The 24,471-nt window shown below is 34.7% G+C and carries 24 protein-coding genes and 2 pseudogenes; 4 read left to right on the top strand and 22 right to left on the bottom strand.

Translation table 11 applies throughout. The features are described from left to right. Positions 1-309: 309 nt before the first annotated feature. Positions 310-1,191 (bottom strand): GNAT family N-acetyltransferase, encoded by an 882-nt coding sequence (locus tag NST91_RS12050; protein WP_341331323.1) that lies wholly within the window; start codon positions 1,189-1,191, stop codon positions 310-312. Positions 1,192-1,806: 615 nt separating this feature from the next. Continuing rightward, on the bottom strand, positions 1,807-2,505 hold the full coding sequence (locus tag NST91_RS12045) for an MBL fold metallo-hydrolase (RefSeq protein ID WP_341331322.1): 699 nt from the start codon (positions 2,503-2,505) through the stop codon (positions 1,807-1,809). A 449-nt stretch (positions 2,506-2,954) separates the two neighbouring features. Between NST91_RS12045 and NST91_RS26305 the strand changes: the two genes are divergently transcribed. Then, positions 2,955-3,080: an IS3 family transposase gene (locus NST91_RS26305; protein ID WP_445724512.1), complete on the top strand. Its 126-nt coding sequence runs from the start codon at positions 2,955-2,957 to the stop codon at positions 3,078-3,080. Between the two features lie 79 nt (positions 3,081-3,159). Here NST91_RS26305 and NST91_RS12040 read toward each other — a convergent pair whose 3' ends face one another. The 13 genes and pseudogenes from NST91_RS12040 to NST91_RS11980 form a co-directional block, all read right to left on the bottom strand. Next, complete coding sequence (locus tag NST91_RS12040) at positions 3,160-4,167, bottom strand: asparaginase (protein WP_341331321.1); 1,008 nt, start codon at positions 4,165-4,167, stop codon at positions 3,160-3,162. 37 nt (positions 4,168-4,204) lie between these two features. After that, positions 4,205-5,359 (bottom strand): ROK family transcriptional regulator, encoded by a 1,155-nt coding sequence (locus NST91_RS12035; protein WP_341331320.1) that lies wholly within the window; start codon positions 5,357-5,359, stop codon positions 4,205-4,207. Positions 5,360-5,529: 170 nt separating this feature from the next. Beyond that, a pseudogene (locus tag NST91_RS12030) lies at positions 5,530-6,418 on the bottom strand (sugar phosphate isomerase/epimerase family protein). Between the two features lie 3 nt (positions 6,419-6,421). Beyond that, a complete protein-coding gene (locus NST91_RS12025) occupies positions 6,422-7,480 on the bottom strand; it encodes a Gfo/Idh/MocA family protein (protein WP_341331319.1) in 1,059 nt (352 codons plus the stop codon). 39 nt (positions 7,481-7,519) lie between these two features. Further along, positions 7,520-8,395, bottom strand: a complete 876-nt coding sequence (locus tag NST91_RS12020) for a sugar phosphate isomerase/epimerase family protein (RefSeq protein WP_341331318.1) — start codon at positions 8,393-8,395, stop codon at positions 7,520-7,522. Between the two features lie 48 nt (positions 8,396-8,443). Next, positions 8,444-9,412 (bottom strand): ABC transporter ATP-binding protein, encoded by a 969-nt coding sequence (locus NST91_RS12015; RefSeq protein WP_341331317.1) that lies wholly within the window; start codon positions 9,410-9,412, stop codon positions 8,444-8,446. Continuing rightward, a complete protein-coding gene (locus tag NST91_RS12010) occupies positions 9,405-10,394 on the bottom strand; it encodes an ABC transporter ATP-binding protein (RefSeq protein ID WP_341331316.1) in 990 nt (329 codons plus the stop codon). The genes NST91_RS12015 and NST91_RS12010 overlap by 8 nt, the downstream gene beginning before the upstream one ends. A gap of 15 nt (positions 10,395-10,409) precedes the next feature. Continuing rightward, the gene (locus NST91_RS12005; protein ID WP_341331315.1) at positions 10,410-11,306 is read right to left on the bottom strand and encodes an ABC transporter permease; all 897 of its coding nucleotides are present in this window, start codon (positions 11,304-11,306) and stop codon (positions 10,410-10,412) included. Between the two features lie 12 nt (positions 11,307-11,318). Beyond that, on the bottom strand, positions 11,319-12,242 hold the full coding sequence (gene nikB, locus NST91_RS12000) for a nickel ABC transporter permease (RefSeq protein WP_121445853.1): 924 nt from the start codon (positions 12,240-12,242) through the stop codon (positions 11,319-11,321). An 83-nt stretch (positions 12,243-12,325) separates the two neighbouring features. Beyond that, entirely contained in the window at positions 12,326-13,903 is a 1,578-nt protein-coding gene (locus NST91_RS11995; RefSeq protein WP_341331314.1) for a glutathione ABC transporter substrate-binding protein, read from the bottom strand. A 671-nt stretch (positions 13,904-14,574) separates the two neighbouring features. After that, complete coding sequence (locus tag NST91_RS11990) at positions 14,575-15,024, bottom strand: GNAT family N-acetyltransferase (protein ID WP_341331313.1); 450 nt, start codon at positions 15,022-15,024, stop codon at positions 14,575-14,577. A 547-nt stretch (positions 15,025-15,571) separates the two neighbouring features. Beyond that, complete coding sequence (map, locus tag NST91_RS11985) at positions 15,572-16,312, bottom strand: type I methionyl aminopeptidase (protein ID WP_341331312.1); 741 nt, start codon at positions 16,310-16,312, stop codon at positions 15,572-15,574. A 101-nt stretch (positions 16,313-16,413) separates the two neighbouring features. Then, positions 16,414-16,869 (bottom strand): NUDIX hydrolase, encoded by a 456-nt coding sequence (locus NST91_RS11980; protein ID WP_341331311.1) that lies wholly within the window; start codon positions 16,867-16,869, stop codon positions 16,414-16,416. A 312-nt stretch (positions 16,870-17,181) separates the two neighbouring features. Here NST91_RS11980 and NST91_RS11975 point away from each other — a divergent pair, with 312 nt between their 5' ends. Next, positions 17,182-17,880, top strand: coding sequence for a hypothetical protein (locus NST91_RS11975; RefSeq protein ID WP_341331310.1), 699 nt, complete (start codon positions 17,182-17,184; stop codon positions 17,878-17,880). Positions 17,881-17,955: 75 nt separating this feature from the next. Here the strand turns inward: NST91_RS11975 and NST91_RS11970 are convergent, their stop codons facing one another. Both NST91_RS11970 and NST91_RS11965 read right to left on the bottom strand, forming a co-directional pair. After that, a complete protein-coding gene (locus tag NST91_RS11970) occupies positions 17,956-18,435 on the bottom strand; it encodes a GNAT family N-acetyltransferase (protein ID WP_341331309.1) in 480 nt (159 codons plus the stop codon). Between the two features lie 30 nt (positions 18,436-18,465). Further along, positions 18,466-19,270: pseudogene (locus tag NST91_RS11965) on the bottom strand (Cof-type HAD-IIB family hydrolase). A gap of 424 nt (positions 19,271-19,694) precedes the next feature. Between NST91_RS11965 and NST91_RS11960 the strand changes: the two are divergent. Continuing rightward, positions 19,695-20,264, top strand: a complete 570-nt coding sequence (locus NST91_RS11960) for a hypothetical protein (RefSeq protein ID WP_341331308.1) — start codon at positions 19,695-19,697, stop codon at positions 20,262-20,264. Positions 20,265-20,646: 382 nt separating this feature from the next. Here the strand turns inward: NST91_RS11960 and NST91_RS11955 are convergent, their stop codons facing one another. The 5 genes from NST91_RS11955 to NST91_RS11935 all read right to left on the bottom strand — a co-directional run bounded on the left by NST91_RS11955 (position 20,647) and on the right by NST91_RS11935 (position 23,363). Beyond that, entirely contained in the window at positions 20,647-21,078 is a 432-nt protein-coding gene (locus NST91_RS11955; RefSeq protein ID WP_121447993.1) for a GNAT family N-acetyltransferase, read from the bottom strand. Positions 21,079-21,104: 26 nt separating this feature from the next. Next, the gene (locus NST91_RS11950) at positions 21,105-21,335 is read right to left on the bottom strand and encodes a hypothetical protein (protein WP_121447994.1); all 231 of its coding nucleotides are present in this window, start codon (positions 21,333-21,335) and stop codon (positions 21,105-21,107) included. A 206-nt stretch (positions 21,336-21,541) separates the two neighbouring features. After that, positions 21,542-21,964, bottom strand: a complete 423-nt coding sequence (gene fosM / locus NST91_RS11945; RefSeq protein WP_121447995.1) for a FosM family fosfomycin resistance protein — start codon at positions 21,962-21,964, stop codon at positions 21,542-21,544. A gap of 414 nt (positions 21,965-22,378) precedes the next feature. Continuing rightward, positions 22,379-22,897: a hypothetical protein gene (locus tag NST91_RS11940; RefSeq protein WP_341331307.1), complete on the bottom strand. Its 519-nt coding sequence runs from the start codon at positions 22,895-22,897 to the stop codon at positions 22,379-22,381. Positions 22,898-22,910: 13 nt separating this feature from the next. Continuing rightward, positions 22,911-23,363, bottom strand: a complete 453-nt coding sequence (locus tag NST91_RS11935; RefSeq protein WP_341331306.1) for a LytTR family DNA-binding domain-containing protein — start codon at positions 23,361-23,363, stop codon at positions 22,911-22,913. Positions 23,364-23,714: 351 nt separating this feature from the next. Between NST91_RS11935 and NST91_RS11930 the strand changes: the two genes are divergently transcribed. Further along, positions 23,715-24,293 carry a CBO0543 family protein gene (locus NST91_RS11930; protein WP_341331305.1) on the top strand — a complete coding sequence of 193 codons (579 nt, stop codon included), beginning with the start codon at positions 23,715-23,717 and terminating at the stop codon, positions 24,291-24,293. The last annotated feature ends 178 nt before the right edge of the window (positions 24,294-24,471 follow it).

Genomic DNA, 24,471 nt, shown 5'->3' with positions numbered 1-24,471 from the left:
CTCTCCTAATAAAGAATGACATTTTTTTGGTCAAACTAACCCTGATGTTTATTGAATAAATTCAACAAAAAAGTGCGTTAATTCTTCTTGGATCAATGCAAAGCATCTTTAAGCAAACCAGTTATCATCTTAGTTAATTTGGTAGGGGAAAATCCGAATAAGACTCTCTTTTGCTAGATACCAGTTGAAACAAAGCCTCTCCCTCCAAACATGACAGATTGCTTTTCAATCAACGCACCCGTTAGTTGAAGAAGAAAAGCAAAGTTTATTAAAACCTAATGGGAAGTTTCCTCCAATTTTTAATTATATTCAATTTTTATTTGTGTTTTTATGACGTTGAAATGATTTTGTTTGAGCATATTGTTCAAACCCAATAGACTTGTAAAATTCATAGGTATCCGGGGAAGTACATACCACAATTGCAGTTTTTGCTCCTTTTTCACTCAATGCATTGAGAGCAAGTTTACAAACCGAGCTAGCTAACCCCATTCTCCAAAATCTCGGATCCGTTCCCACAGGTTCCAGTAATCCAACCTTGTTAACTTCATCAAACCAAATTAAACAAAATGCTACTAACTCGCCATTTGGGGATTCTATTACCCAATCAAGAGATGAATCGTAAGGATAGGTATTCATAACATTCAAGTAACTTTCTTCTGTGACTCTTAATGATTGAAATGCAGCCCTATGTACTGCCACTCGTTTCTTTAAATCTTCAGAGCCCTTGATATGTCGAGCATTAAACTTATCCGGCAATTTAACAGGGAAAGGACAGCTATCCAATGAAATTTTTGTTAGGACTTCAGGAGTTTCTTTTACTGTGGTGAATAAAGAATCTTCTAAGGCTGAAATGAGATGAGACTCAGTTTCTAGGACGGTTACCCTTTGTTCATTGGTTTCAGTTATTTTATCAAACCAATCAATGACATCCTGAGATAATTCAGTAAAATTAGGGTCAACTTGAAACATTAAACTGCCCGGTAGTTTTACCCATCCCCAAGCCACTGGTTTATCATCCATTTCCCAAATTGCAGTAATCCATTCATCCTCACGCCCAGCGTGTCGATGGCGTTGCCAAGCTAAATCGCCAATATGGTAATTAGACTCCAGTGTCCATATAGCTTGTGTAAGTTTCTGCATTCGTTTTAAATCACTTGAATCTATATAAGTGCGAATGACAGGTTTACTCATTTATTTAATCTCCTCGATTCTCTTGGTATTTGTAACTATCTGTTTGATATTTTTCCTATGGCCTCCGCTATAAAAAGATCGTATTTAATCAACTTAATCTAATCGCAATGACTGTCCCTAAAATTGAACTCTCCCTTTTTTCCATCAAACATTCACCTATTGATATTCAATAAAGATTTAATTATTCCTACTTGAACTAACCTGCCCGTTAGTTCAATTACTTCAACAAAAAGGTGCGTAATCCTTCTTGGATCAACGCACCCGTTTGTTTAAGTACATTTTTTTCACAATCTACTAATTGTCTCCTTTTTTACTTTGTTTTTATTTCTAATTCAAAAATTTTATTTTCTAATGAACTTAAATGTGTTTTTATAAGTTTCAAAGAAATACCCATTGCTAACATAATCACCCATCTAAGATAAAAACATAAGTCCGTACAGTTCGTCTCATTCGTTTCACTTTTTTGAAATCTCCTACATTTAATCAGTTAAATGGCACGATTGTGAAACGAGTATATTATTTTTTCTTTAACTAACCTTCACCTTTACTTCAATAGAAAGAGCTAATCTCCTTCTTAAAGAAAAGCTCCCGTAAATTGAAAAAAATTATTATTAACTAATCAAACTCAAGCAAATCAGAAATAAATTCATTTATTTTACCTTTTAAAACTACACCGTGCCCCGTACATAAATACTCTACATCGTATTTGGTAATTTTTTTTAACCCTTCGATAAATAAACTAAAATTGTACTGTGCTCTCATTTCATTGTTTTGAGACCATTCAGAAACAAACTGCTTATATTTTTCCTTCTCACAAACACCTATATCTACAACATTACCGCTCAATGGTTCTCCAAAAAAACAGATATGGTCTCCGCAAAATAACACTTTGCTTCTACGGTGATATAGTAAAACAGAACCTTTAGTATGGTGTCCAAGGAGAACACATTCTAAATTAGTTACAGTTGGACCGATATCTGGAAGTTTCCTATTTAATTTGTTTCTAATATTTTCTGGAATTAATTCTAAATCCTGATTATGAATATAGCCTTCAATTTCACCTAAAAATTGAATTGCTCCAATATGATCTTTGTGACCGTGCGTGGCAATAAAATGAGTTATATCACTTTTAAAAATTCCTTTCTTTTTTAGTGCGGAAAACAGGAAGTGAGAATGTTCTTCCTTCCCTGAATCAATAAGAATAATATTATTGTTCTCGAGCAACAAATAGCAGTTATTATAAGAGTTCCAAGATTCATCCCACACTAAAAAGGCATATACATTTTTAGCTACTTCCTCCAAATATGTTTTCATTTTATCCCCCCATAATCTGCAATTTTAATTTATATATTCCGTTCAATTTTTATTAATACCTTCTTTAACTAAACTGCCCGTTTAGTTCAATTACTTCAACAAAAAAGGTGCGTAATCCTTCTTGGATCAACGCACCGGATAGTGAAATAACGCTATATTAAATTCACTAATATCGAAGTTATCAAGACGATAGATCGCCTGAAATGACGCTCGCTAATTCCGTACTCCATTACGTGAATTGGTTTGATTCTTCGATTGAAGCAGCAGGCATGACCGAATCATTTGACGAATGACAACGAACCTCATATGACCTTGTATTCACGAAAGCGGTTGAAGACGAAGACGTTCGGTAAAGATTCAAAAATCAAATGAACGATATATTGTCAAAATTATAACGCCGGGACTTCCCGTAGTTTTTATTTTATTGCGGATAGTTTGTCTATGACTACATTCTCATTTTCTTTCTACAGGATTTTGACAATATAGAGCATTTTGAAAAGGAATTAGTTGAGTATATCCACTATCACAAACGAATGAAGGCAAAATTAAAAGACCTGAGTCCAGTGGAATATTGAACTCAAGTCTTAAAATTCACTTAACATATTTGCCTAACAAATGGTGCAGTTCACCTACGGTAATCGCTTCGCAAGTTTATTATGCTTTGCTAAGGGTAAACGTTTCATTAACTCTTCCTACTTCGAAACCTGCATCATTCTTTACAATTGATGGTTTTAATTCTCGTAATCTCGTAATGGTTTCTAGATTATAATACCCAATTTGTTCGAGTATGGAGGCTACGATGCTTGGCCAGACATCTTCTGAACCATTTAATACTTTTAATGCAAAACCGAGTTTTTCTTTTTTCAACCCGAAGCAGTAGACTCCTTGTGCGCCTCCTTTGGCAACAATGTTATCATCCTGCAGCAAAATAGAACAAATGAATTGATGTGACGCGACCATGTTAGGATGTGTATTCATAATGGCGGTCATTTCTGTAATAGCTTTTTGTAATTGTTGGTCTTCAATTAAATTTGGACATGCTAATTTCAAGTAGGAAATTGCCATGTTTTTTAATGGAATCGCAAAAACAGGTACACCACAACCATCCAATCCACTCTTAATCTCAGAAACTGGTACTTCAGATAATGTAGAAATGATCTTCAAAATTTGTTGTTGAAGTGGATGACTCACTTTCCAATAACCCTCGACTGGGTAGCCTAATTCACGGCAAACCGTGATAAAACCGATATGTTTACCAGAGCAATTATGGAAGAGCCTTCTTTTTTCAATGCCCTTTCGTAGCATGTCCTCTTTCGGTTTTGTATTCAAAGGATAGGAAGGAGGACAAAACAGTTCTTCTTCATCAACAGGTAGTTTTTGTAACATTGTTTCTAGGGCAGCGATATGGTAATCCTCACCCCTGTGAGAGGCGGTGAACAAAGCAGCCTCTTCTGTTGTCAGACTGTATTTCGTGACAATATTCGCCAAAAATACAGGTATCGCTTGTAATGGTTTAGATGCTGAACGATAATACGTGTAATGATCTTGACTTCCTAAATGATAAGTTGTTTCTAGTCGTTCATTCACACCACAAATAATTCCTGTATGAACATTCTCAGTCAATCCAGCCCTTGTTTCTTCTACTAAAGGTATAAGATACATTTTTAAGCTCCTTGCATCATAATTTAAAGACAACTATTTACTCTATATCCAGCAACTTATTCTGTGCCTGTATCGCTGCACCAAGGACGACTCCACGATTACTAAACTGTGAATATACAATTTTTGTCTTTTCTTTTAACGGTTCCCAAATGTATAAATCGCACTTTTGTTCAATTGCTTCTTTTATTTCAGGGAATTTTTCTATTGTATTCCCACTCAGAATAATAACCTCTGGGTTGTAAATAGATAATATATTACTTATCGCAAGGGCAATATACATTGCCGTTCGATCTAATAAATTTACTGCCCACGATTCCCCATTTCGGTAAGCATCGAATACATCATCGATTGAGTCCAGATCCTTTACCTTCCGACCATCAGCCAAAATTGCACCTTCAGAAATATACGTTGCAAGGCAACCAATTTTTCCACAATTGCACACGTTTCCGGTCGGATTTACCATTGTATGTCCAATTTCACCTGCATTATTTGATTCTCCCCGGTAAATTTCACCGTTCAAAATAATGGCAGCTCCTATTCCTGAACCAATACCAACTAAGACTGCATTTTGTGAGTCCTTTGCCATTCCCAAAAAATTCTCAGCAACCACTTTCATTTTCAACTCATTGTCAACAATTACATTAAATGAAGTGAGCTGTTTTAGGTCTTCAGCCAGTTTTACATTTTTCCATTTCAGCTGATCTGACACTTTTACAACTCCATTTTTGTAATCAATATAGCCCGGTAATCCAATGGCTAATCCAATAATTTTCGTAGAAGGAATGTTATTAATTTCTATTAATTCCTCTATATTTTTCTTTAACTTTTGTAGGGTATCTTCATACCTTTCTATGGCATCTCTATAAAAGCTTTCAAATGCAATTATTTCTCCCACATAGTTTACGACACCAATTTTCACGTTAAACTTATCAAGCTCAATCCCGATTGTATAAAGAACGCTTCCACATACATCAAGTAATGTCGCTCTCCTACCAACACCAGAAGTAACGAGTTCTGTCTCCCTCACAAACCCTTGCTCGTGTAATTCGTTTACTATCCTAGTAATTGATGTAGGACTCATTCCTGTTATTTTGGCAATTTCCATTCTTGATACAGGAGAGTTTCTTTTTATGATATCTAGCACTAAGTTTTTGTTTTGTTTTTTCATTAAAAACTGGTCGTGTTTTTCCATTCAAATACCTCTTTAACATAATATTGATCCAATTTATATAGCTTTTAAGGAATCATGTTAATTCTTTCATAAAAGAACTAACATCATTCGTTAATATAACATCCTAAAGAGAACTCCTCCTCTTTAGGATGTTTTAACTGGGATAGGACTTACTTACTATTGTATCAGTTTTATTTGAATTTTTTAATAAACGTAATAGCCTCAGAGATGTCTTTAACTGGTCTTGTATCGACTTCTCGTTCAATAGTTAAATAACCGTTATAATTTATTTCCCGTAAGGCCGCGAAGTAATTTGGAAAATCAACAGCACCTTTACCTAGTGGCAACTCTCTAAAATACTCACCAGATGCAACCATCTTGGCAATTTTTTCATGGTCTGTACCACATCCATATCCAAGTGCACCATATACATCACGGGGATCAACTGGTTTTATTTGAACTCCATCCCTTTACGTGAGTATGTACTATATACTCTTTTAAGAGCTTTACACCTTCAACGGGATCATCACCCGTTACCATGACCATATTCGCAGGGTCAAAATTTACCGAAACTCCATTTGTACTTAAGCTATCCAAAAACATTTTTAATCTTAAAGCTGTTTCTGGACCCGTTTCAATAGCAAAGTAGGCATCCATTCCTTTTGCATAAATCCCTAATTCTTCGCAAGCCTCTTGCATACTTTCATATACATGACTGTCTTTTTCTTCAGGTACAATCCCGATATGCGTTGTCACAATATTTGTACCGAGTTCAACAGCTAGATCCAAAATTCGTTTTGACTTTTCAACTTTCCATTTGTTTTGTTGGTGATCTTGAAAACCAAGACCACCCAAATCTCCACAAAGTGCAGAGATTTCTAGCCCTAATGACTCGATATAGGATTTTAATTCCTTACGTGTGGCTGAATTTAAATTCTCCGGTGCCATTTCACCATTAACAGCATAAATTTGGACACCATCAGCTCCCATTTCTTTTGCTACTTTTAATCCTTCTAGAAGAGGTAGTTTAAGACTATCGACAATTACCCCAATTTTATTTACCACTTTTACATTTTGCATCTGTTAAAATGTCACCTCACATTTCTTTTCGGAGGCTTCATAAATTCCAGCAAGTATCTTCATAATTTCAACACCATCTTCCACAGGTGCAATTGGTTTCGTTCCAGATAAACAACTGGTTACAAATGAATCAATTTCATTTTGAAACGCATTTGTAAAATCAAATGTTAGGTGATCAATCTGTGGTTGAATGTTAAGAATTGTATCATTCTCTTCGCTAATTAATACTAACTCTGGCTCGAGTTCAGCCCCGCCTTTTGTACCAAATAACTTCACCTGTATTTCATCCTTTTTAGCATGAAGGGTGAACGATACATCTACAAATAAGGAAGCACCATTCTCAAATGTAATCAGGGCATTCGCCAAATCTTCAACCGTATTTTTTTCTTTATCATAGTCTGCTGCTTTATAAAAGCTTAAATTCTCTACGTTTCCACGATTGCCAAGCTGATTATACGTATTTCCAGAGATGGACTTCACTTTTGGACGCCCCATTAGATACCAACATATATCAATAACATGAACACCAAGATCGATTAATGGGCCACCGCCTGAACGTTCTTTATCGGCAAACCATCCACCTGGGTTTCCCAAACGTCGTAGGCATGATGCTTTTGCATAATATATTTCACCTAATTTTCCATTATCAATAAAAGATTTTAATACTTTCGTATTCGTTGCAAATCTTCTTACAAAACCAACTTGAAATGTTTTATTATATTTACGTGTTGCCTCTTCAACCTTTAAAGCCTCTTCAACAGTCATTGACAGTGGTTTTTCAACGAGAACATGTTTGCCACCTTTAAGGGCGCCTATTGAAATTTCAGCATGCGTATTATTCCAGGTACAAATACTTACTGCATCCACATTAGGGTCATTAAAAACTTCCTCCAAAGTGTCATAGACATTCCTTATTCCGTACTGCTCAGCTTTTTCTAATGCTCTTTCTCTTGAATAATCGTAAACACCGTACAAAATGACATTAGGGTTGTTCGCATAAGATTGAAAATGCATATTAGAAATTGAACCGGTACCAATCACACATACTCGTAATCTATTCATATTGATCCACCCTTTCAAGGTTGTTATATGCTATCATTATTATTCCACTTCATTCCAAAGCCTTCTTACGTTATCCATTCCAATTTTAGAACCGATTTTACTATCTTCCATACCTTCAAATTCCACAGTTAAATAGCCATCATAGCCTGATCTTTTAACAATTTTCATAATCTCGCGGATGTTTAAATCTCCATGACCAACAATTGCTCCACGTAAATAGTTTTCATTTACTGTCCTGAACCAAACACCATCTCCGGGGTTTTCATAGTAAGGACGAATATAGAAGTCTTTAAAATGAACAGTTGCAGCGTATTTAATATTTTTCTTAACTCCAACCAGTGGATCTTCATCAATACAAAGGAAATTTCCAACATCAAGTGTTGTTTTGAAATTTTCACGATTCACTGCATGAATGATACGTTGTACACGGTCACTAGTTTGAACATTAAATCCATGGTTTTCAATTGTAGTTGTGATACCAAATTGGGCTGCATAATCAGCAACAAGCTGGCTACCTTCAACTAATTTTGAAAAATGCTTATCAAAATAATGAATGGTCATATCTTCTTTTGGTAAGGTAAACGCTGTTACATCGTGCCTCATTATCTTAATTCCTAAACGATTCACAATATCAACATGTTTTTTCAGACGCTCAACTTCCTCCTCAAACGCTTCTTGAGTTTCTTGAACAAAATTTGCGGGTAAAGAATAAGCTGAAAGCTCAATACCTAAGGATGCCGCCTTTTCTTTAATTTGATCTGCTAATTCTACATTATCTACGACAGAGAAACCGTATGGGACGATTTCCATATGCTCTCCACCATTATCAGCGATCCATTGGATTACATCTAATACTGTCATCTTTTCATCTCTTAATTCACTTACTAAACTGTATGTACTTAAACCAACTTTCATCATTATCACTCCTATTAATTTTTGTTTACTAAAAATAAGCTAAATCTACTATTCTACTAAATGACATGCGATAAAATGATCTGCTTCTGCACCTTTTTTTACTTTAGGTTCCGTAACTTTACAAATATCCATAGCAACTGGGCATCGAGTATGAAACTTGCAACCTGTAGGGGGATTTACTGGACTAGGTATATCACCTTGTAAAATAATTCTTTCTCTCCTTAATCTCGGGTCAGGAATCGGGATTGAGGACAATAATGCTTTTGTATACGGATGTTTTGGCTCAGAAAATATAACCTCTTGCGGTCCAGACTCGACAATCGTTCCTAAATACATAACCCCGATATGGTCGCTAATATGTTCAACAACACTTAGGTCATGTGAAATGAACAAATAGGTTAAGTTATATTCAACCTGTAAATCCTTCAATAAATTTAATATTTGAGATTGTATCGATACGTCTAATGCTGATACTGGTTCATCTGCGATAATGAGTCGCGGTTTCATAATAAGTGCTCGAGCAATACCAATACGTTGGCGTTGGCCACCACTAAACTCATGAGCATAACGATCAGCGTGATAATTGCTTAATCCAACTACTTCTAAAATTTCAGATACTTGCTTATTTCGTTCCTCTTTTGATAGATTTGTATGAATAACAAGAGGCTCAGCTACGATATCCCGTACTTTCATTCTTGGGTTCAGAGAGGCATATGGATCTTGAAATATCATTTGAACCTTTTTTCTCATAGCTTTTAACTGAGCTTCTTTTCTTTTAGAGACTTCTTCTCCATCAATCCAAATTTCACCTTCACTTGGTGAAAGTAACCTTGAAATCAATCTTCCTGTTGTTGACTTACCACACCCACTTTCACCGACAAGGCTAAATGTCTTACCTTCAGGAATCTCGAATGAAACATCATGAACAGCCTTCAACATTTTCTTTTTTCGAAACATGCCATTGGGAATTTCAAAGGACTTTTTTAACCCAGCTACTTTTAAAAGAGTATTAGACAAGAATGTCCCCCCTCTCCTCTTTATATAGCCAACACCTACAGGATCTATTTTTTTCTAGTGTCATAACAGGTGGTTCTTCTTCAAAACAAATTGGCATGGCATCGTTACATCTTGGGGCAAATTTGCATCCCTTTGGTAGATTACTAGGATCTGGAACATTCCCTTTAATAGAATCAAGTTTATCCCTTTTTTGACCAAGTTTTGGTATAGAGCCGATTAATCCTTTCGTGTAAGGGTGTCTTGGGCTTTCAAATAAATCAAACACATCCGCCTCTTCCACTACTTTTCCAGCATACATTACAACAACTCGATCACACATCTCTGCCACAACACCTAAGTCATGTGTAATCAGTAGCATGGACATATTTTCTCTTTTTTGGAGCTGTTTCATTAAATCCAATATTTGAGCTTGGATTGTCACATCAAGTGCGGTTGTTGGCTCATCAGCAATTAATAGTTGAGGTTTGCAAGAAATCGCCATTGCTATCATGATTCTTTGTCTCATCCCACCAGATAGCTGATGTGGAAACTCGTAAATGATTTCCTCGGCACGTGGAATACCTACCTTTTGTAAGATCGAGATTGCATGCTCCTTTGCCTGATTTTCCTTATATCCCAAATGAAGTCTAATCGGCTCCATCAATTGTTCCCCGATTTTCATAACAGGATTCAAGGATGTCATTGGCTCTTGGAAAATCATCGCAATTTGTTTCCCGCGAATTTTTCTCATTTCACTTTCAGATTTATTCGTTAAATCTCGGCCATTAAATGTAATATTTCCTCCACTTATTTCACCAGTCGTTCCTTTAAACAGTTTCATGATTGATAGTGATGTTAGGCTTTTTCCACTACCCGATTCACCGACAAGACCAAGAACCTCACCTTTATTTATATGAAAGTTCACGCCATGTAAGATTTTTATTTTTTGTTTTTCCTTCTTGAATTCGGTTTCAAGTCCTTCTACTTGTAGTAACATCTCCATCCTCTTCAAACTCCCTTATTCATTCTTCGTTTTAGGATCTAAAACATCACGTAAACCATCTCCAACAAGGTTGAAAGCCAAAACTGTTAAAAAGATGGCAATTCCAGGCATCATCACCACGTGTGAGGACGTACCTAAATAATCACGCCCGAGACTTAACATCGCTCCCCAATCTGGTGTTTCTGGACTTGCTCCTAAACCAAGGAAGCTTAAACTTGACGCAGCTAATATAGCTGTCCCTATCCTCATTGATATAAAGACTATTAAACTACCAAGAGATTCAGGAAAAATATGTTTGAACATTATCCTAAAATGCGATGCCCCCATCGATTTTGCAGCTTCAACAAAAACGGTTTCTTTCCCCTCTAAGGTTGATCCTCTAACCAATCTTGCAAAGGAAGGGATGCTAAATACGGATACGGCGATCACCACATTCGTTAGTCCTGGACCTAAAATGGCTACAATCGCAATAGCTAATAATAGATCCGGAAATGCGAACATTACATCACTGGATCTCATGATGAGGCGATCTAACCATCCACCGAAATAACCACTTAATAGCCCAAGAATTGTTCCTGCGATAGCCCCTAACAATACAGAAAGAAAGCTAACACTCAACGAAATTCTTGCACCCACTAGTAATCGACTAAAAATATCGCGACCATATTCATCTGTTCCTGCAAAGTGCTCCTTACTGGGGCCTTGTAATGTTTCATTGTAGTTGGGTTCATATGGATCGTATGGAGTAATGTATGGACCAATAATGGCAATTATTATTAACAATAAAATAAAGATACTTGCCCAAAATGACGTCTTTTGTCTTTTCCAATTATTCCAAAATTCTTTTGTTGGAGAATACTTATTTTCTTTTATCACGATACTGCTATTACTTACTTCCCTAGAAACTTCCATAACTACCCTCCTCTATGCTACATAACGGATTTTCGGATTGAGAAAACTATAAAGAATATCGACAAATAAATTCACAAGAATAAACTCAATGGAAAACAATAATAACTCAGCTTGGATTACTGGGTAATCCCTAAATGAGATAGAATCAATTAATAACCGTCCCATTCCAGGAAAGCTAAAAACGGTCTCTACTACGACAGATCCCCCTAACAAGAATCCAAATTGTAATCCTGCAATCGTAACCACTGGAATTAGTGAGTTTCGTAACGCGTGTTTTGGAATAACAACTGTCTCTTTTAAGCCTTTTGCACGCCCAGTTCGAATATAGTCTGCCTTAAGTGTTTCAAGCAATGATGATCGAGTAAAGCGTGCGAGCATCGACATTATTCCTGCTCCTAATGTGATAGAGGGTAAAACATAACTTTTCCATCCTTCTGCTCCACCAGTCGGAAACCATCCTAGCTGAACAGAAAAAATCTGAATTAGAATTAGCCCTAACCAAAAACCTGGCAATGAAATCCCAGATACAGCCGTAACCATCCCTAAGTAATCTGGCCATTTATTTTTAAAAACAGCTGAAAAGGTACCTATAAGTAATCCGAAAATTAACGCCCATACCATACTAAATAAAGTCAAATAAATGGATGGCATAAAGCGATCAACAAACATATCCATAACTGGTAATCCAGTTTTTAGGGAAGTACCTAGATCACCTTGAAACAAATTGCTCATATATGTAATATATTGTTCCAATATTGGTTTATCGAGGCCTAGCTCGGCTCGAATGATATTCACCTCTTCTAATGAGGCATCTTTACCAGCAACCAATCTTGCAGGATCTCCTGGGATTAAGTGGGTAAAAAAGAAGATTAATATGGAAACAACGAATAGGATAGGAATCATTTCGATGATCCGTTTTAAAATATATTGGAGCACATTTGCTAACCCCTTTCATAAGAAGGAAAGAAGCATTGGGATTACATCCCTCCGCCCCTTTTTTACTATTACTTACTGTTTTTTCACTTTAGATTTGCATCTGTTACATTAATACTGCCTGTCGGAGTAACAAACACACCTTCAATATTCGCTCTTGTCCCTGCTAAGATTTCATCAACTCCAAGGAAAATCCAAGGTGCGTCTTGATAGATTGTTGATTGGATATCACTATAGAATTGTGCCTGTTTGCTCTCATCTGCTGTTACATTAGCTTCTTCAATCCATTTATCGACTTGATCATTTTTATAGTAAGCAGTATTGGCGCCATTCGGAGGGAACGACCCACTATAGAATAATGGTTTTGTCGCATTTGTTATGTCAGATGGATATGCTGACCAGCTTACATACCACATTTGTACTTTCGCATCTTCAGGTGTTTGTGGTCCGTAAATCTCGTTTGAAAGTGTTCCTTCTTCCATCGATTTTATTTCTAGATCAACTCCAATTTCTTTTAATTGTTGTTGAACAAATTGCATACCTTTCATTGTATCGGAGTTTGTATTTCCCCATATTTCCGCCTTAAAGCCATCTTCATAACCTGCTTCTTTTAATAATTCTTTTGCTTTTTCAATATTTTGATCGTACACTTCCTGTTGTTCGTAATGTAGTGTCTTACTAGGAATAATAGAGTCTAAAGGTAATCCAAATCCTGCGTTTACCACTTTAATAAATGCATCTTTACTTACAGCATAGTTAAGAGCTTGACGAACCCGAGGATCATTAAATGGTTCTTTCATTGTGTTAATTGATACATAACGGGCGATTGTAGAAGGTATTTTATGAATAACTATGTCGTCATTCCCTTCCAACTCTTTCAAGTTTTGATTTGGTAAAGGATAAATTAAGTGAGCTTCACCCGTTTTTAGCATGGCTACACGTGAACCATTTTCCGGCACAGGTTTATACGTAATTGTCTTCACACGATCTGCTTCGCTCCAATATTCGTCAAAACGCTCGACTGTTAAATGATCTCCTTGAACCCATTCAACAAATTTGAAAGGACCTGTACCGACTGGATTTTTACCAATCTCCTCACTTCCCTTTTCTAGGAGCTTAGGGCTCAGCATTTTAGCTGAAATAAATCTTGTTAACATTCCACTATAAGGCTCCTCTAATGTTACTTTAATCTCATAGTCATCTACGACTTCTACATTTGTCACAAGATTAAATCCACGACTACTTAAACGAAGGCTATCATCGTTGATTATTCTTTCAAAGTTGGCCTTTACAACCTCGGCATTGAACACTTCACCATCATGAAACTTTACACCTTCACGAAGCTTAAAAGTGTATGTTAATGCATCATCACTTATGGTATGTTCTTTAGCTAGTAGATTAATAATCTTTCCTTCCTCATCAGTACCTAGTAGACCCTCCAACATTGCAGACTGTACGGATCCTGAATTTGTATCTCCTGTATCATGTGGGTCCATTGAGATGAAGTTTTCATTCACTGCTATTACTAATTCTTTCGCTTCCGATTTGGTGGTATCTCCACCATCATTCTCTTGCCCACCACTTTCTTTACTAGAACATCCTACAAACAATACCGACGAAACTAAAACAATCAACAGCGTCTTCCAAAAATTTTCCTTTCTCAAATGACTTCCCCCTTGTTTGTTTTTTTCAGGTATTTCGTCTAGTTGTAGTTATTTCTCCCCCGTACACCTGACAAATCATGATTATCATTACTTCTATCTCCTCTGTTAATTTCCAGAATCATCGATATGAGTAATCCTAAATTCTTTCTAATTTAGTTCACCATGTTAATAAATAACTAAAAATATCCCCAAACAACTAAATATACAGGCTATATTTAGTTTAATTACTCCACTGGTGAAATTAATTAGGAATTTATTGCTATTATAACCTGAGTTTTATACGTTTACAACGTATTTTTTTGTAAAACGTGAATTTTTTGAATATATTTTATATACAGCCGTATTTTGAATTGTTTCTCTCTTTTTCTCACTCTTGTTTTTATATAACCGACTACCTTCTAACAAACTATATAGACTAAGTGAATTACAATTGAACTATAAATGCTGAAGAACTTTTTTTATTTTTGCCACCCCGTTGCACTATCAGATTTTAACATAATATCCATATTCGATATTCACTTAAACTGCAGCGTTAGTTTAGTAACTTCAACAAAAAAGATGCATTAATCCTTCTTGGATCAACGCACCCATTACTTTAAGTACAATCTTACATTCACAAAAACAGGCGATAACCCTTCTTGGTCTATCGCACAGTTACTTCAATAAGAGGATTATAATTTCTTTTCAAAATAGGATAAGGAGAGTTGTTCATTTACTATGATCTCTTTAATAGTTTGAAATCCATTCTTTTTATAAAAACTAACTGCTGGAATATTTTTAGAACCTGTTGCTACCTTTATTGTTTCAACCTCGAACTTAGTTTCAATGAAATTTAATAGCAACTGTGCAATTCCCTTTCTAAAATGGTTTGAATGTACGATTAACCTATGGATATCAACTTCATCTTCTGCTACTTTTATAGATATTACTCCGCATAGTTTTTCATTTTCATAATAACCAAAGAACGTTTCTCCGCAATGCTGCAAAGTATGAACTGTATCCTTTAATGGTGGTATTTCATATGAACCAATTATTTCTGCCTCTACCTTATATGATGGTATTTGAATGTTTAAAACATCTTCAGCATTTTTTCTATTACTTATGTCAATTATTTTAATCAAGGTACCCCTCATTCCGTTATTTTATTTTTTCACTAAACTGTTCCTTTAGTTCAAAAAATATATCTAGTCCAAAATTAACTAGAACTACTTCTTTCATCGAACTGAACAATATGAAAAATAAATAATGATTGATTCTTCGCAATCCTATGACATATAATTTTTAAAACGCCTCTGTAGCTCTAGAAGGGAAGAGCGCCGGAAAACATTGTAGCCACCGGGTCGCAAGGCAAAGGTTTCAGAAGCACCGAAAAGCAAAAACAGCTGAGACAGGTGAAATTCCTGTCGGTGAAATTCCGTAGGGAAGCGTGTTCTCCCTTAGCCTATGCTTACGAAAGGAGTGCGGGTTCGAATCCCGTCAGAGGCATCACCTTTCTTATGTCCCAATTTATTCTTACTTCAAAATTAAAAGAATGCCTTTTCTTATTCAACTCTACTGCCCCGTTAGTTCAATTACTTCAACAAAAAAGGTGCGTAATCCTTCTTGGATCAACGCACGCACATTAGTAAGAAAACTCCATGTATTTTTCTCTTCAGCGTATCCCTTGAATTAAAGTGTGATAATAATCGGACCATTTTTAGTTAGGATAATCGTATGTTCCAATTGAGCTACATAGCTTTTTTCGGTAGCATAGGTCCATCCATCTTCCAATTGGAATACTTCTTCTTCAAAGGTCGAGATAAATGGTTCGAATGCGATAACCATCCCTTCCTTTAGTAATTCATCATCCCATGTTTCCTTATAATTATAAATATGGTCAGGTGCTTCGTGTATTGTACGTCCAATACCATGTCCTGTAAGGTTTTTGATAACTGTTAAACCATGCTGTTTTGCTGTTTGATAAACTACTTTTCCGATTCCACTTTTTTTGGAACCAGGTTTTGCTTTTTTAAGACCTTCTTCAAATGCTTTTTTAGCTACATAGCATATTTTTGTTAACACTTCTTCTCCTTCACCTACTACAAACGAGATTCCTGTATCTGCGAAGTAACCGTTCTTTGAGCCTGAAACATCTATATTTACTAGATCCCCTTCATGTATAACCCGATCCCCCGGAATACCATGTGCCACTTCTTCATTAACACTAATACAAGTATAGCCAGGAAAATTATATTCATTTTTTGGAGCTGATAATGCGCCTTCTTTCTCAAAAAGTTCTCCGGCTATATCATCAAGTTCTTTAGTCGTTATTCCAGGAGTTGTTCTTTGTACCAATTCATCTCTAATAAAGGCCACAATTCTGCCAATTTCCTTCAAACCATTAAAATCTTCTTCTGTTTTTGCAATCATCGTATATCCTCACTTTTTAAAGTATCTTATGATTAGTATTCCTGTTGTTCAACTATTGCATTCTTTCCTTTAAGTACACTTCTTCACAAACTTGTTATTTCTTATAGTGATAAAGACAGCGAATATTGTTTAATAAGATTTTTTATCAAAGGATTTAGCCCTTCCGGTAACTCATTTACTTTAAAGAATTTTACTTCAGTAGTTTCTTGACCATCTGCTTCAAGAATTCCACCTTTAATATCTTTTGAAATATATGCGATAGTAACAGGATAGAATTCATCACCGTTTGGTAATTTAACAAAGTGATGTTTCCCTGAAAATACACCTACTAAATCAAGTTTACCAATTTCAATTCCTGTTTCTTCTAAAATTTCTCTTCTCCCTGCTTCTTCAGTAGATTCTCCTAATTCAATAAATCCACCAGGAACTCCCCAAAGTCCATCGCTTCGTTTTTGTAATAAAAATTCTCCTTTTTCGTTTATTACAGCTACGGCAACCCCAACTAATATTAGAGGTTGATTTCCAACAACCTTGCGTAAATCTTCTATATACCCCATTGTCTCCTCCTAAAAAATAACTATATTTTTTCTAAGAAATATATTTGACAACCGCAAACATTTTCCCTTCTTTTTCCACTAAATAGCCCCATTAGTTTAATAACCTCAACAAAAAAGTGACTTAATTCTTCTTGGACAACGCACCCAATAGTGAAAAAACTTATTTAAATTCACTATAAAATGAATTCCTACTACAATAAATCACACTTTTTACCTATATATCTAAAAAAACAATGATAAATTTACCAAATTACAAAATAATTATGTTACTCTTAAATAAGGAAAAATTATGGAAGAAGGGGATTCGAAAAAGTGAAATCGAAAGCAATATTCGTATTGAGTTCGGTCTTCATTGGTGGAGGTTTAGTCGTCGGCTTCGCACAAGCTGACGCACCGACCGAATTGAAGGCGAAAGAACGCGCAACAACGAAAGAAGAAATCATTGAAATGGCTAAGGACTATCCTTTGAATGTACCCTTCACGGAAGTAATGTCGGAAAAGGTGAATAGATACGTTGATTCAATAGAATTAAACGAAGTGCCATCTTTTGAAGTAAACGACCGAAATGTTTCGTTGGCTTTCATTGATTACAAAAGGGAAGACGCTGAAACAAAACAGAAAATACGCTTCGCACTTCCAAAAGGTGATTTGAATTTTTTCGGGACATATGAAAAAGGCATCTATCCACAAGAACTTCTTAAACAATCAATCGAACGGGATATTCCTATATTAGAGCACGTGAAATCATTGTCGGACAATGCGGCGTTGAATCAATTGGTTGACGAAGCAATCGAAGGGTTATCGGCTGCGGCGTCCCCTTATGAGTATTACGAATCGTGGGCGAAGTTGGACGCCTTCGTTGACCAAATCGGCGAACTATCACGACAAGTATTGAAACCAAAAAACTATTCATTGTTAAACCCAACTAACTGCTCATATTCATCTTGTCTGGTGCTAGAATGGAGCCAGTCTTTAAGACTGGCGTTTCTTATAATTATTTTTCTTAGGTAATTGAACTAAACTGCTTCGTTAGTTTAATACCTTCAACAAAACAGTGCATTAATCCTACTTGGATCAACACACCCGTTAATTCAATATTTTTATTAATTCAATTTCATCTCTGATAGGGATACCGTCATCACCAATTAAGGGTATCTCAGGCTTTATTTTTCTAGCCTTCTCAACTGCATTATTTATAATTTGCGACAAAATAAAACCTCTTTTTTGATAAAACTTTAATGCGAATAAATTATCATTTGTTGTTATGAGTTTAACGAACTTACACTTTCTCTTAATAGCAAGGTTTTCTACTGTTTGAACTAATTTAGTACCTATACCTTTACCTTCTTCAACACTATCTAATGAAATTATTTCACATACATCATCTTTAATTATGTAAGTAATTAACCCAATGATTTTACCTTCATCATTAATAATAGTAAAACCATCTAAGGAACTGCAATCATAGACTCCACTTGAAATAACCATTTCTGTAGTTCCCCAATGCAACTTAAAAAAGTCTAATATTTTATTTTTCTTTAATTCCTCAATTGCGTAGATATTCATTTTAAATCCCTCTGTTTTAATAAATTCTTGTTAAACTATACTGCCCCGTTTATTCAATAAGAAAAACAGCGATATTCTCAAAAGATAGATTTGCTGAACGGACCGGGTATTTACATGTTTAGTAACAAAATCCGCAACATTCTTCAATTTTAAGTTTCCATTCCCCATTGCTAGACCTAACCCTACTAATTCCAACAAATCAATATCATTCTCACCGTCACCAAATGCGATAGCTTCCGATTTATCAATGCCAAAAAAATTCAAAGTTTTTATTATAGCTAATGACTTTGAAACATCCTCTTGCAAAACATTTAAAACATAGGGATGCCATCTTTTAAATAGTAGTTGCGGAAACTTTTGTTTATACCTTTCAACTGTTTCATCATTTGCAAATAAACACAATAAAAATACATCTTCTTTATGAATTAAGTCATTAGTTTTAGGATAATCATTCAGTGACAAGGTTTCCCTTAAGGCCGTTAAGATTTCCTTCTCTGTTACACCGTTCATACTGAATTCCTCTGTATAGTATGACAAACCGGAATTTTCTAATTTGGCAAATTCCATTACTTCTTGAATAATACTTTTATCCATTGGTACTTATGTATAACCTCTTGATTGTGTTTACATATCCACCATTTGCTGTTATAAATGTTTCAATACCTAGTTCTTGTATTTCCTTACACATTGATAACGGTCTTCCTGTTGCTGCTACTACCCTTATCCCTTTGTTCTTCAAAGCTTTTATAGCTTCAATAGTAGAATGGGGAATGCTGCCATCCTCGTGATTTGTTATAGTTCCATCTATATAGAAAAAAGCTATTTTATAACTCATTATAGATCTCCCTAAATTAAACTATAAAACTAAATACCCTTCTTATATTCGACCTACGAACAGATAATCCTTCTTCAGCTAACCTGGCCCGTTAGCTTAATAACTGCAACAAAAAAGGCATTTAATCCTTTTTGGAATAATGCATCGAATAGTTAAACAAGACTGTCATTTAAAAATATCTATACGTTCTCCATTCATACCTAAAATATATAATCACGAATGAATCAAATTTTAAAATTTATTTGTTCTAATAAGAATATAATATATAACTAGGCTTAATGTATTTATAAGTCTACTAAATAAAAAGTAACGAATACTGTTGACATAGCCAATGTAAGATAATACAGAAATAACGATTTATCCGAAACCTCTTCGCGCCTTAATCGTATGTTATATAAAAGTTAAATTTTGGAGGTGGAAGCATATGAAAAACATAACTTATGGTTATGAAAACAGGATTATTTATTTGGTAATTGGAATATGTTTCGCTATATTTGCACCGATATCTCTTCTATTTGTTCCGCAGACAGTTGCTGAAATTGTACACTATAAACCTGGGTTATGGCATATCTTTGTACCAAAAAATATCTTTTACATCTATATAGTCGGTTATCTGTTCTTATTCATATCTATGATGTTACTCTTTTTATTGAACAATAGGAAAGTCTCAATTATATTAAGCATTATTTGTATTATTCTAAGCCTTGTGCCATTTTTTATAGCTTCAAAAGCCAATACTTCAATATCATATAATTCAATTTCACACACTCCCCCTCTAAAACTCCACAGCCATATATATAAATGGAATGAAATTGAAAAAATCAATTACTATAAAAATGAAGATGAAGTTGAAATCAATGAATATGAGATATTTTTTCGAGATGGAACAAGCATAAAGCTACCCGATAATGGTTATTTCGACGATATTAAGCTTGTCTTTTATTCTAAGTTGGACGAGATGAATTTAGAGGTAACAGAAATTGTATTAAATTAACCTTTCATAGAACGTATATATAACTGCTATATTTTTTTGGAAATCGGGCTAATCTTTTGCCAGATAGCAAGGTTTGATACCTTTTTTTCTAAAGCCTATGCGGTTTTATAACCGTATTAACAGTCAATGCTGTTATAACAACGAAAAAAAGAGGTGTGAATTAGTATGCGAATTCCACCTCTAAATGCTATGTTATTTAATGATTTTCTCCCTCTTAACCGAAACCGTTCTCTAACGTTAATTCCAAACATCACATTCACCTAAAATGTCCCGTTAGTTTAATCACTTCAACAAAAAAGTGTCTTATTCCTTCTTGGGATCAACGCATCTTTTGAACAACAAGAAATCATTTTATGTAATATTTTGGTTCAGCCTATGGAACTTAAACTCCTAGCCATTCCATTAAAAACTCTTCCTCATCAGTCTGTTTATCTATTAATTCTTCTTCTATTATTAAACCATTCCTCATGTAAAAATTAACAGCATTCCTATTTTTCTTGTACACTTTCAGTTGAATTTTTTTCCTTCGTTCCTTTATAAAGTTTAATAATCTTTTTCCGTATCCTTCGCCTTGATGCTCAACATCAATAAACAGTGCCGCCAAGTAATCATCTATCATTGAAACAAAGCCCACAACTTCTATTTCATTACATATAACATAGGTTTCAGACATTGGCAGATATTTTCCTTCCATATCCTTCTGTTGTGATTTCCAAAAATCCTTTTCAATAAAGTCATGTGCTATTACGGAACCTTCGTACCAAATTTTTATCAATTTATTAACTTCCGTCTTTTTGTATTTTCTAATGCTCACGTTATCCCCCCTTCAAAAGTACTTTTTCACGATAGGTTATCATCAACAAACCGCAACATTTTTTTTGATACAGAAATAACAGCTTCCTGATTAAAAATCATACAAGCTGTACCTCCGTCATATTTCTCATGTTCAAACTCGCCAAGTACTGTAACATAACCCTTTTTAAAAAAATAAATGAGTTCTCCGTCGTGTTCTTCAACAGCACTTAAATCGTTAAATAAATATGCCTTAAGTGGTCTGTCATAAAATTGCATTGCACTCCCCCCTGGTACTTACGTATTATAACTTTATATGAGACACCACAATCCAAATTATTAGTACAATGTGCATTTCATTTTATATTCCCCTCCTATATTATACTTTTCTACTAACTGCCTCGATACTAGAATAACCTAAAAACCTGGCAAAGAAGCTGCCATTCTTAAACTCTTGCACCCGTATATTGAATAAGAAATCCTTTCTAATCGAAAAATTCCATATGTGTTTTTTCCTGTTTGTAGTATTTCAATCTATCTTGTAGTGTACCTGTATGAAATTCAAATTTATGACCATCTGGGTCCGTAAAATAAATGGACTTCTTATCTCTTTCATCTCTTAGACGACCTGATAAAATGTTTACATTCAATCTCTTTAGTTTCTCGTTCATTTCATCAAACTTTTCTTCTTCAATTGAAAATGCTATATGTGTATAGGATTGGTTTATTTCATTACGAGGTATATTTTTCTCTACATTAAGTGCAAACCACATTCCATCTAAATCAAAGTATGCAGTGTTTCTCCCTTTTACTATCAACTTAGCATCAAAAACATTTTTATAAAACTCAATAGAATCTTCTAAATCAGAAACTGAAAATAAAAAATGATTAAGTCCTTTTATCGACATTTTATCACCTCAATAAAATATACCCTTACTCCACAATGACAGAAATCCTTTTTCAAGTAAATGCACCGTTAGTTCAATAACTTCAACAAAAATAAGCGATAATCCTTCTTGAATCATCGCACCCTTTAATTGAAAAGATTATTACTTTTTTTGGTTTCAATGTATTTTTACGTAAATAATCCAACATTAAACACCGAAAAAATCATAATGAAGAAAAATAATACCCAAACGGACAGAAACTTCTCATCACCAGTAAACTCAATATTAGTCATGACTGAAAGTATTAATTAATTGATCTTCATCTAAATCACTATTTATATTGCACAAATAGCTTGTTAAGATTTTCAATTTCAAAATGAAGGAATGCCCAAAAATTTATTCATTCCTAAATTCTCATTGCCAAGGTTACTTTTGTCAGCCTAATAGCTGAATTTTAAAGATATTTGTAATGCCTGTGCGGTCGGTGAATAGAGTGATCGAAATCAAATTACCTTCTGACAAATCAGAAAGCTGGATAAGAGTATCCTGCCGATATATGCTCACTTCTCCCCATACATCATATTGAAACTCACCTCGAAAATTCTCATCATTGAGGGAAATACCTTCAACTACTAAAGAGTTCTCGCCAATTTCTTTTACTTCTGCATAGAATGTCTGAATATCAGAATGTGACATTACCCATGCGTCTTCTTCATTATCTTTATACGCATTAGCATATCCTGCAAAATAGCTAATAAATAGGCCAATGAGTAAAACTATTATGGTCATTACAATAGCGACTCTATATGGAGGAACCATTGATATTATCTTGCCCTCGGTTGCTCCTAAAGCCCTATTGATATGTCGTTGATAGACTTGAAAATATACAATAACGGTAGCAACAAAAATAATTAATATTACAAACAGTGCGAGAAAATAAATAGGAAAAACCATGTAATTGCCTCCTCTATATTCCGAAATACTCTTTGAAGATGTAGTAATAACTTCTTGTTACATCAACACGTTTACCATTAATCATTTTAAGGATAAACTTTGACGAAAGAGTAGGTGTAATTCGTTTAACCTTATTCCTTGCAATTACAACAGAGTTACTTATACGCAAAAATTTTGTTGGGTCAAGCAAACTGACAATTCGGTATAATCGATCGGTAGCTAGATACTGTGCGTCTTGCGTTTGAACCTCAATTGCATGACCGAACGATTCGATACATACAATGTCCTCTACCGATAATATAATCCGCGCATTTGTTCCTTTTTCTCTCACGGTCAAATTATCAATGTAGCAGTTGGTTTCACTTAATACGAAGTCGGCAGTATCATCTATTTTAATTCCTCGTTCTTCGAGTGCAGATTTGATTTCATCATAACGGTCATTACTAATGTCAAGTTTGATTTTCAATTTGCAACCTCCTTCCGTACATTGCGATACATAGCCATATTTCAAAAATACCATAACAATAGGATTTTCGTATTTCAATATAAGAGGAACACTTTACAGATATATCCACATAGATTACACAAAATGGTTGATATTAATAAAAAAATGGAACTCTCTAATAATTGGAAGTTCCATTTCGTATTATAGTCTTCTTAAACTAAACTGCCTGGTTAGTTTAATAATTTAAAAAGAAAATGCCTAAATCCTACCTGGATCAATGCACACTTTAGCACAATAAGAAATCATTTTATGTAATAATCTGACTCAACCAATGGAAATATATTATTACTTGTTTATGGAGGTGTTTTGGAATTGGCATATGAGAAGGGGATCGCCCAATCAGAAAAAGCTTATAATCAGTTGACTGAGATTAGTTCTTTATTTGCAAAAACAGTAACAGAAGAATTTCTCTTAACATGGGAATGGTGGTTTGGTATCGCACTATTTATTGTTCCATGGATTGTTTGGTTTAGGTTCAGGAAGAAAGATAGCACGGGACGTCTCCTTTTAGGCGGCATACTAACTATTTTATTATCACTTACAGTAGATCTTGCTGCCTTATCTTTAGGACTCTGGTCATACCCTATGATAATCATACCACTTGCACCATTTCTCTTTTTACCCTATCACTTTTCTTTAGCACCCGTTGCAGTAATGTTAGCTCTACAAATTAAACCAAAAATGAATCCCTTGTTAAAGGGGATCTTATTCTCTGCAATTGCCGCATTTGGAGGTATGAATTTCTTTAATGCCATCGATTTTTACAACCCTAAGAATTGGTCCACTTTGTATGATTTTATTATTTTTTTAACTTTTTACTATGCAGCTTATTCGGTTACAAAGATTGAGAGCTATGCTAAATTAGATAAGGATAAATCTAAAAATGTATAATGATTTAAGGAATAAATACAACTTCATATAAATGGTTCCATTATAATGAAGCAAACTTTGTTTCTATTTTATATTTCTTTTAAGAATTCAAACAGGAAAGCTAATTCAACTAAACTGGGCCGTTAATTCAATAAAGTAGTCAACAAAAAAGGTGGGTAATCCTTCTGGGATTAACGCA

This window comes from Ferdinandcohnia sp. FSL W7-1320 (assembly GCF_038050315.1).
Taxonomy (GTDB): Bacteria; Bacillota; Bacilli; order Bacillales; family Bacillaceae_L; genus Ferdinandcohnia; species Ferdinandcohnia aciditolerans.
This window is presented reverse-complemented; position numbering and strand designations above follow the sequence as displayed.

Coding starts and splice junctions, on each gene's coding strand:
- NST91_RS12005 (WP_341331315.1), bottom strand. CDS start 11,306: ATGGAAGTTTCTAGGGAAGTAAGTAATAGCAGTATCGTGATAAAAGAA.
- NST91_RS11940 (WP_341331307.1), bottom strand. CDS start 22,897: ATGGTTTTTCCTATTTATTTTCTCGCACTGTTTGTAATATTAATTATT.
- NST91_RS12020 (WP_341331318.1), bottom strand. CDS start 8,395: ATGAAAGTTGGTTTAAGTACATACAGTTTAGTAAGTGAATTAAGAGAT.
- map (WP_341331312.1), bottom strand. CDS start 16,312: ATGATTGCAAAAACAGAAGAAGATTTTAATGGTTTGAAGGAAATTGGC.
- NST91_RS12010 (WP_341331316.1), bottom strand. CDS start 10,394: ATGGAGATGTTACTACAAGTAGAAGGACTTGAAACCGAATTCAAGAAG.
- NST91_RS12050 (WP_341331323.1), bottom strand. CDS start 1,191: ATGAGTAAACCTGTCATTCGCACTTATATAGATTCAAGTGATTTAAAA.
- fosM (WP_121447995.1), bottom strand. CDS start 21,964: ATGTCGATAAAAGGACTTAATCATTTTTTATTTTCAGTTTCTGATTTA.
- NST91_RS12040 (WP_341331321.1), bottom strand. CDS start 4,167: ATGTATCTTATACCTTTAGTAGAAGAAACAAGGGCTGGATTGACTGAG.
- NST91_RS11980 (WP_341331311.1), bottom strand. CDS start 16,869: ATGGGGTATATAGAAGATTTACGCAAGGTTGTTGGAAATCAACCTCTA.
- NST91_RS12045 (WP_341331322.1), bottom strand. CDS start 2,505: ATGAAAACATATTTGGAGGAAGTAGCTAAAAATGTATATGCCTTTTTA.
- NST91_RS12025 (WP_341331319.1), bottom strand. CDS start 7,480: ATGAATAGATTACGAGTATGTGTGATTGGTACCGGTTCAATTTCTAAT.
- NST91_RS11960 (WP_341331308.1), top strand. CDS start 19,695: ATGAAAAACATAACTTATGGTTATGAAAACAGGATTATTTATTTGGTA.
- NST91_RS11970 (WP_341331309.1), bottom strand. CDS start 18,435: ATGAATATCTACGCAATTGAGGAATTAAAGAAAAATAAAATATTAGAC.
- NST91_RS11950 (WP_121447994.1), bottom strand. CDS start 21,335: ATGCAATTTTATGACAGACCACTTAAGGCATATTTATTTAACGATTTA.
- NST91_RS12035 (WP_341331320.1), bottom strand. CDS start 5,359: ATGGAAAAACACGACCAGTTTTTAATGAAAAAACAAAACAAAAACTTA.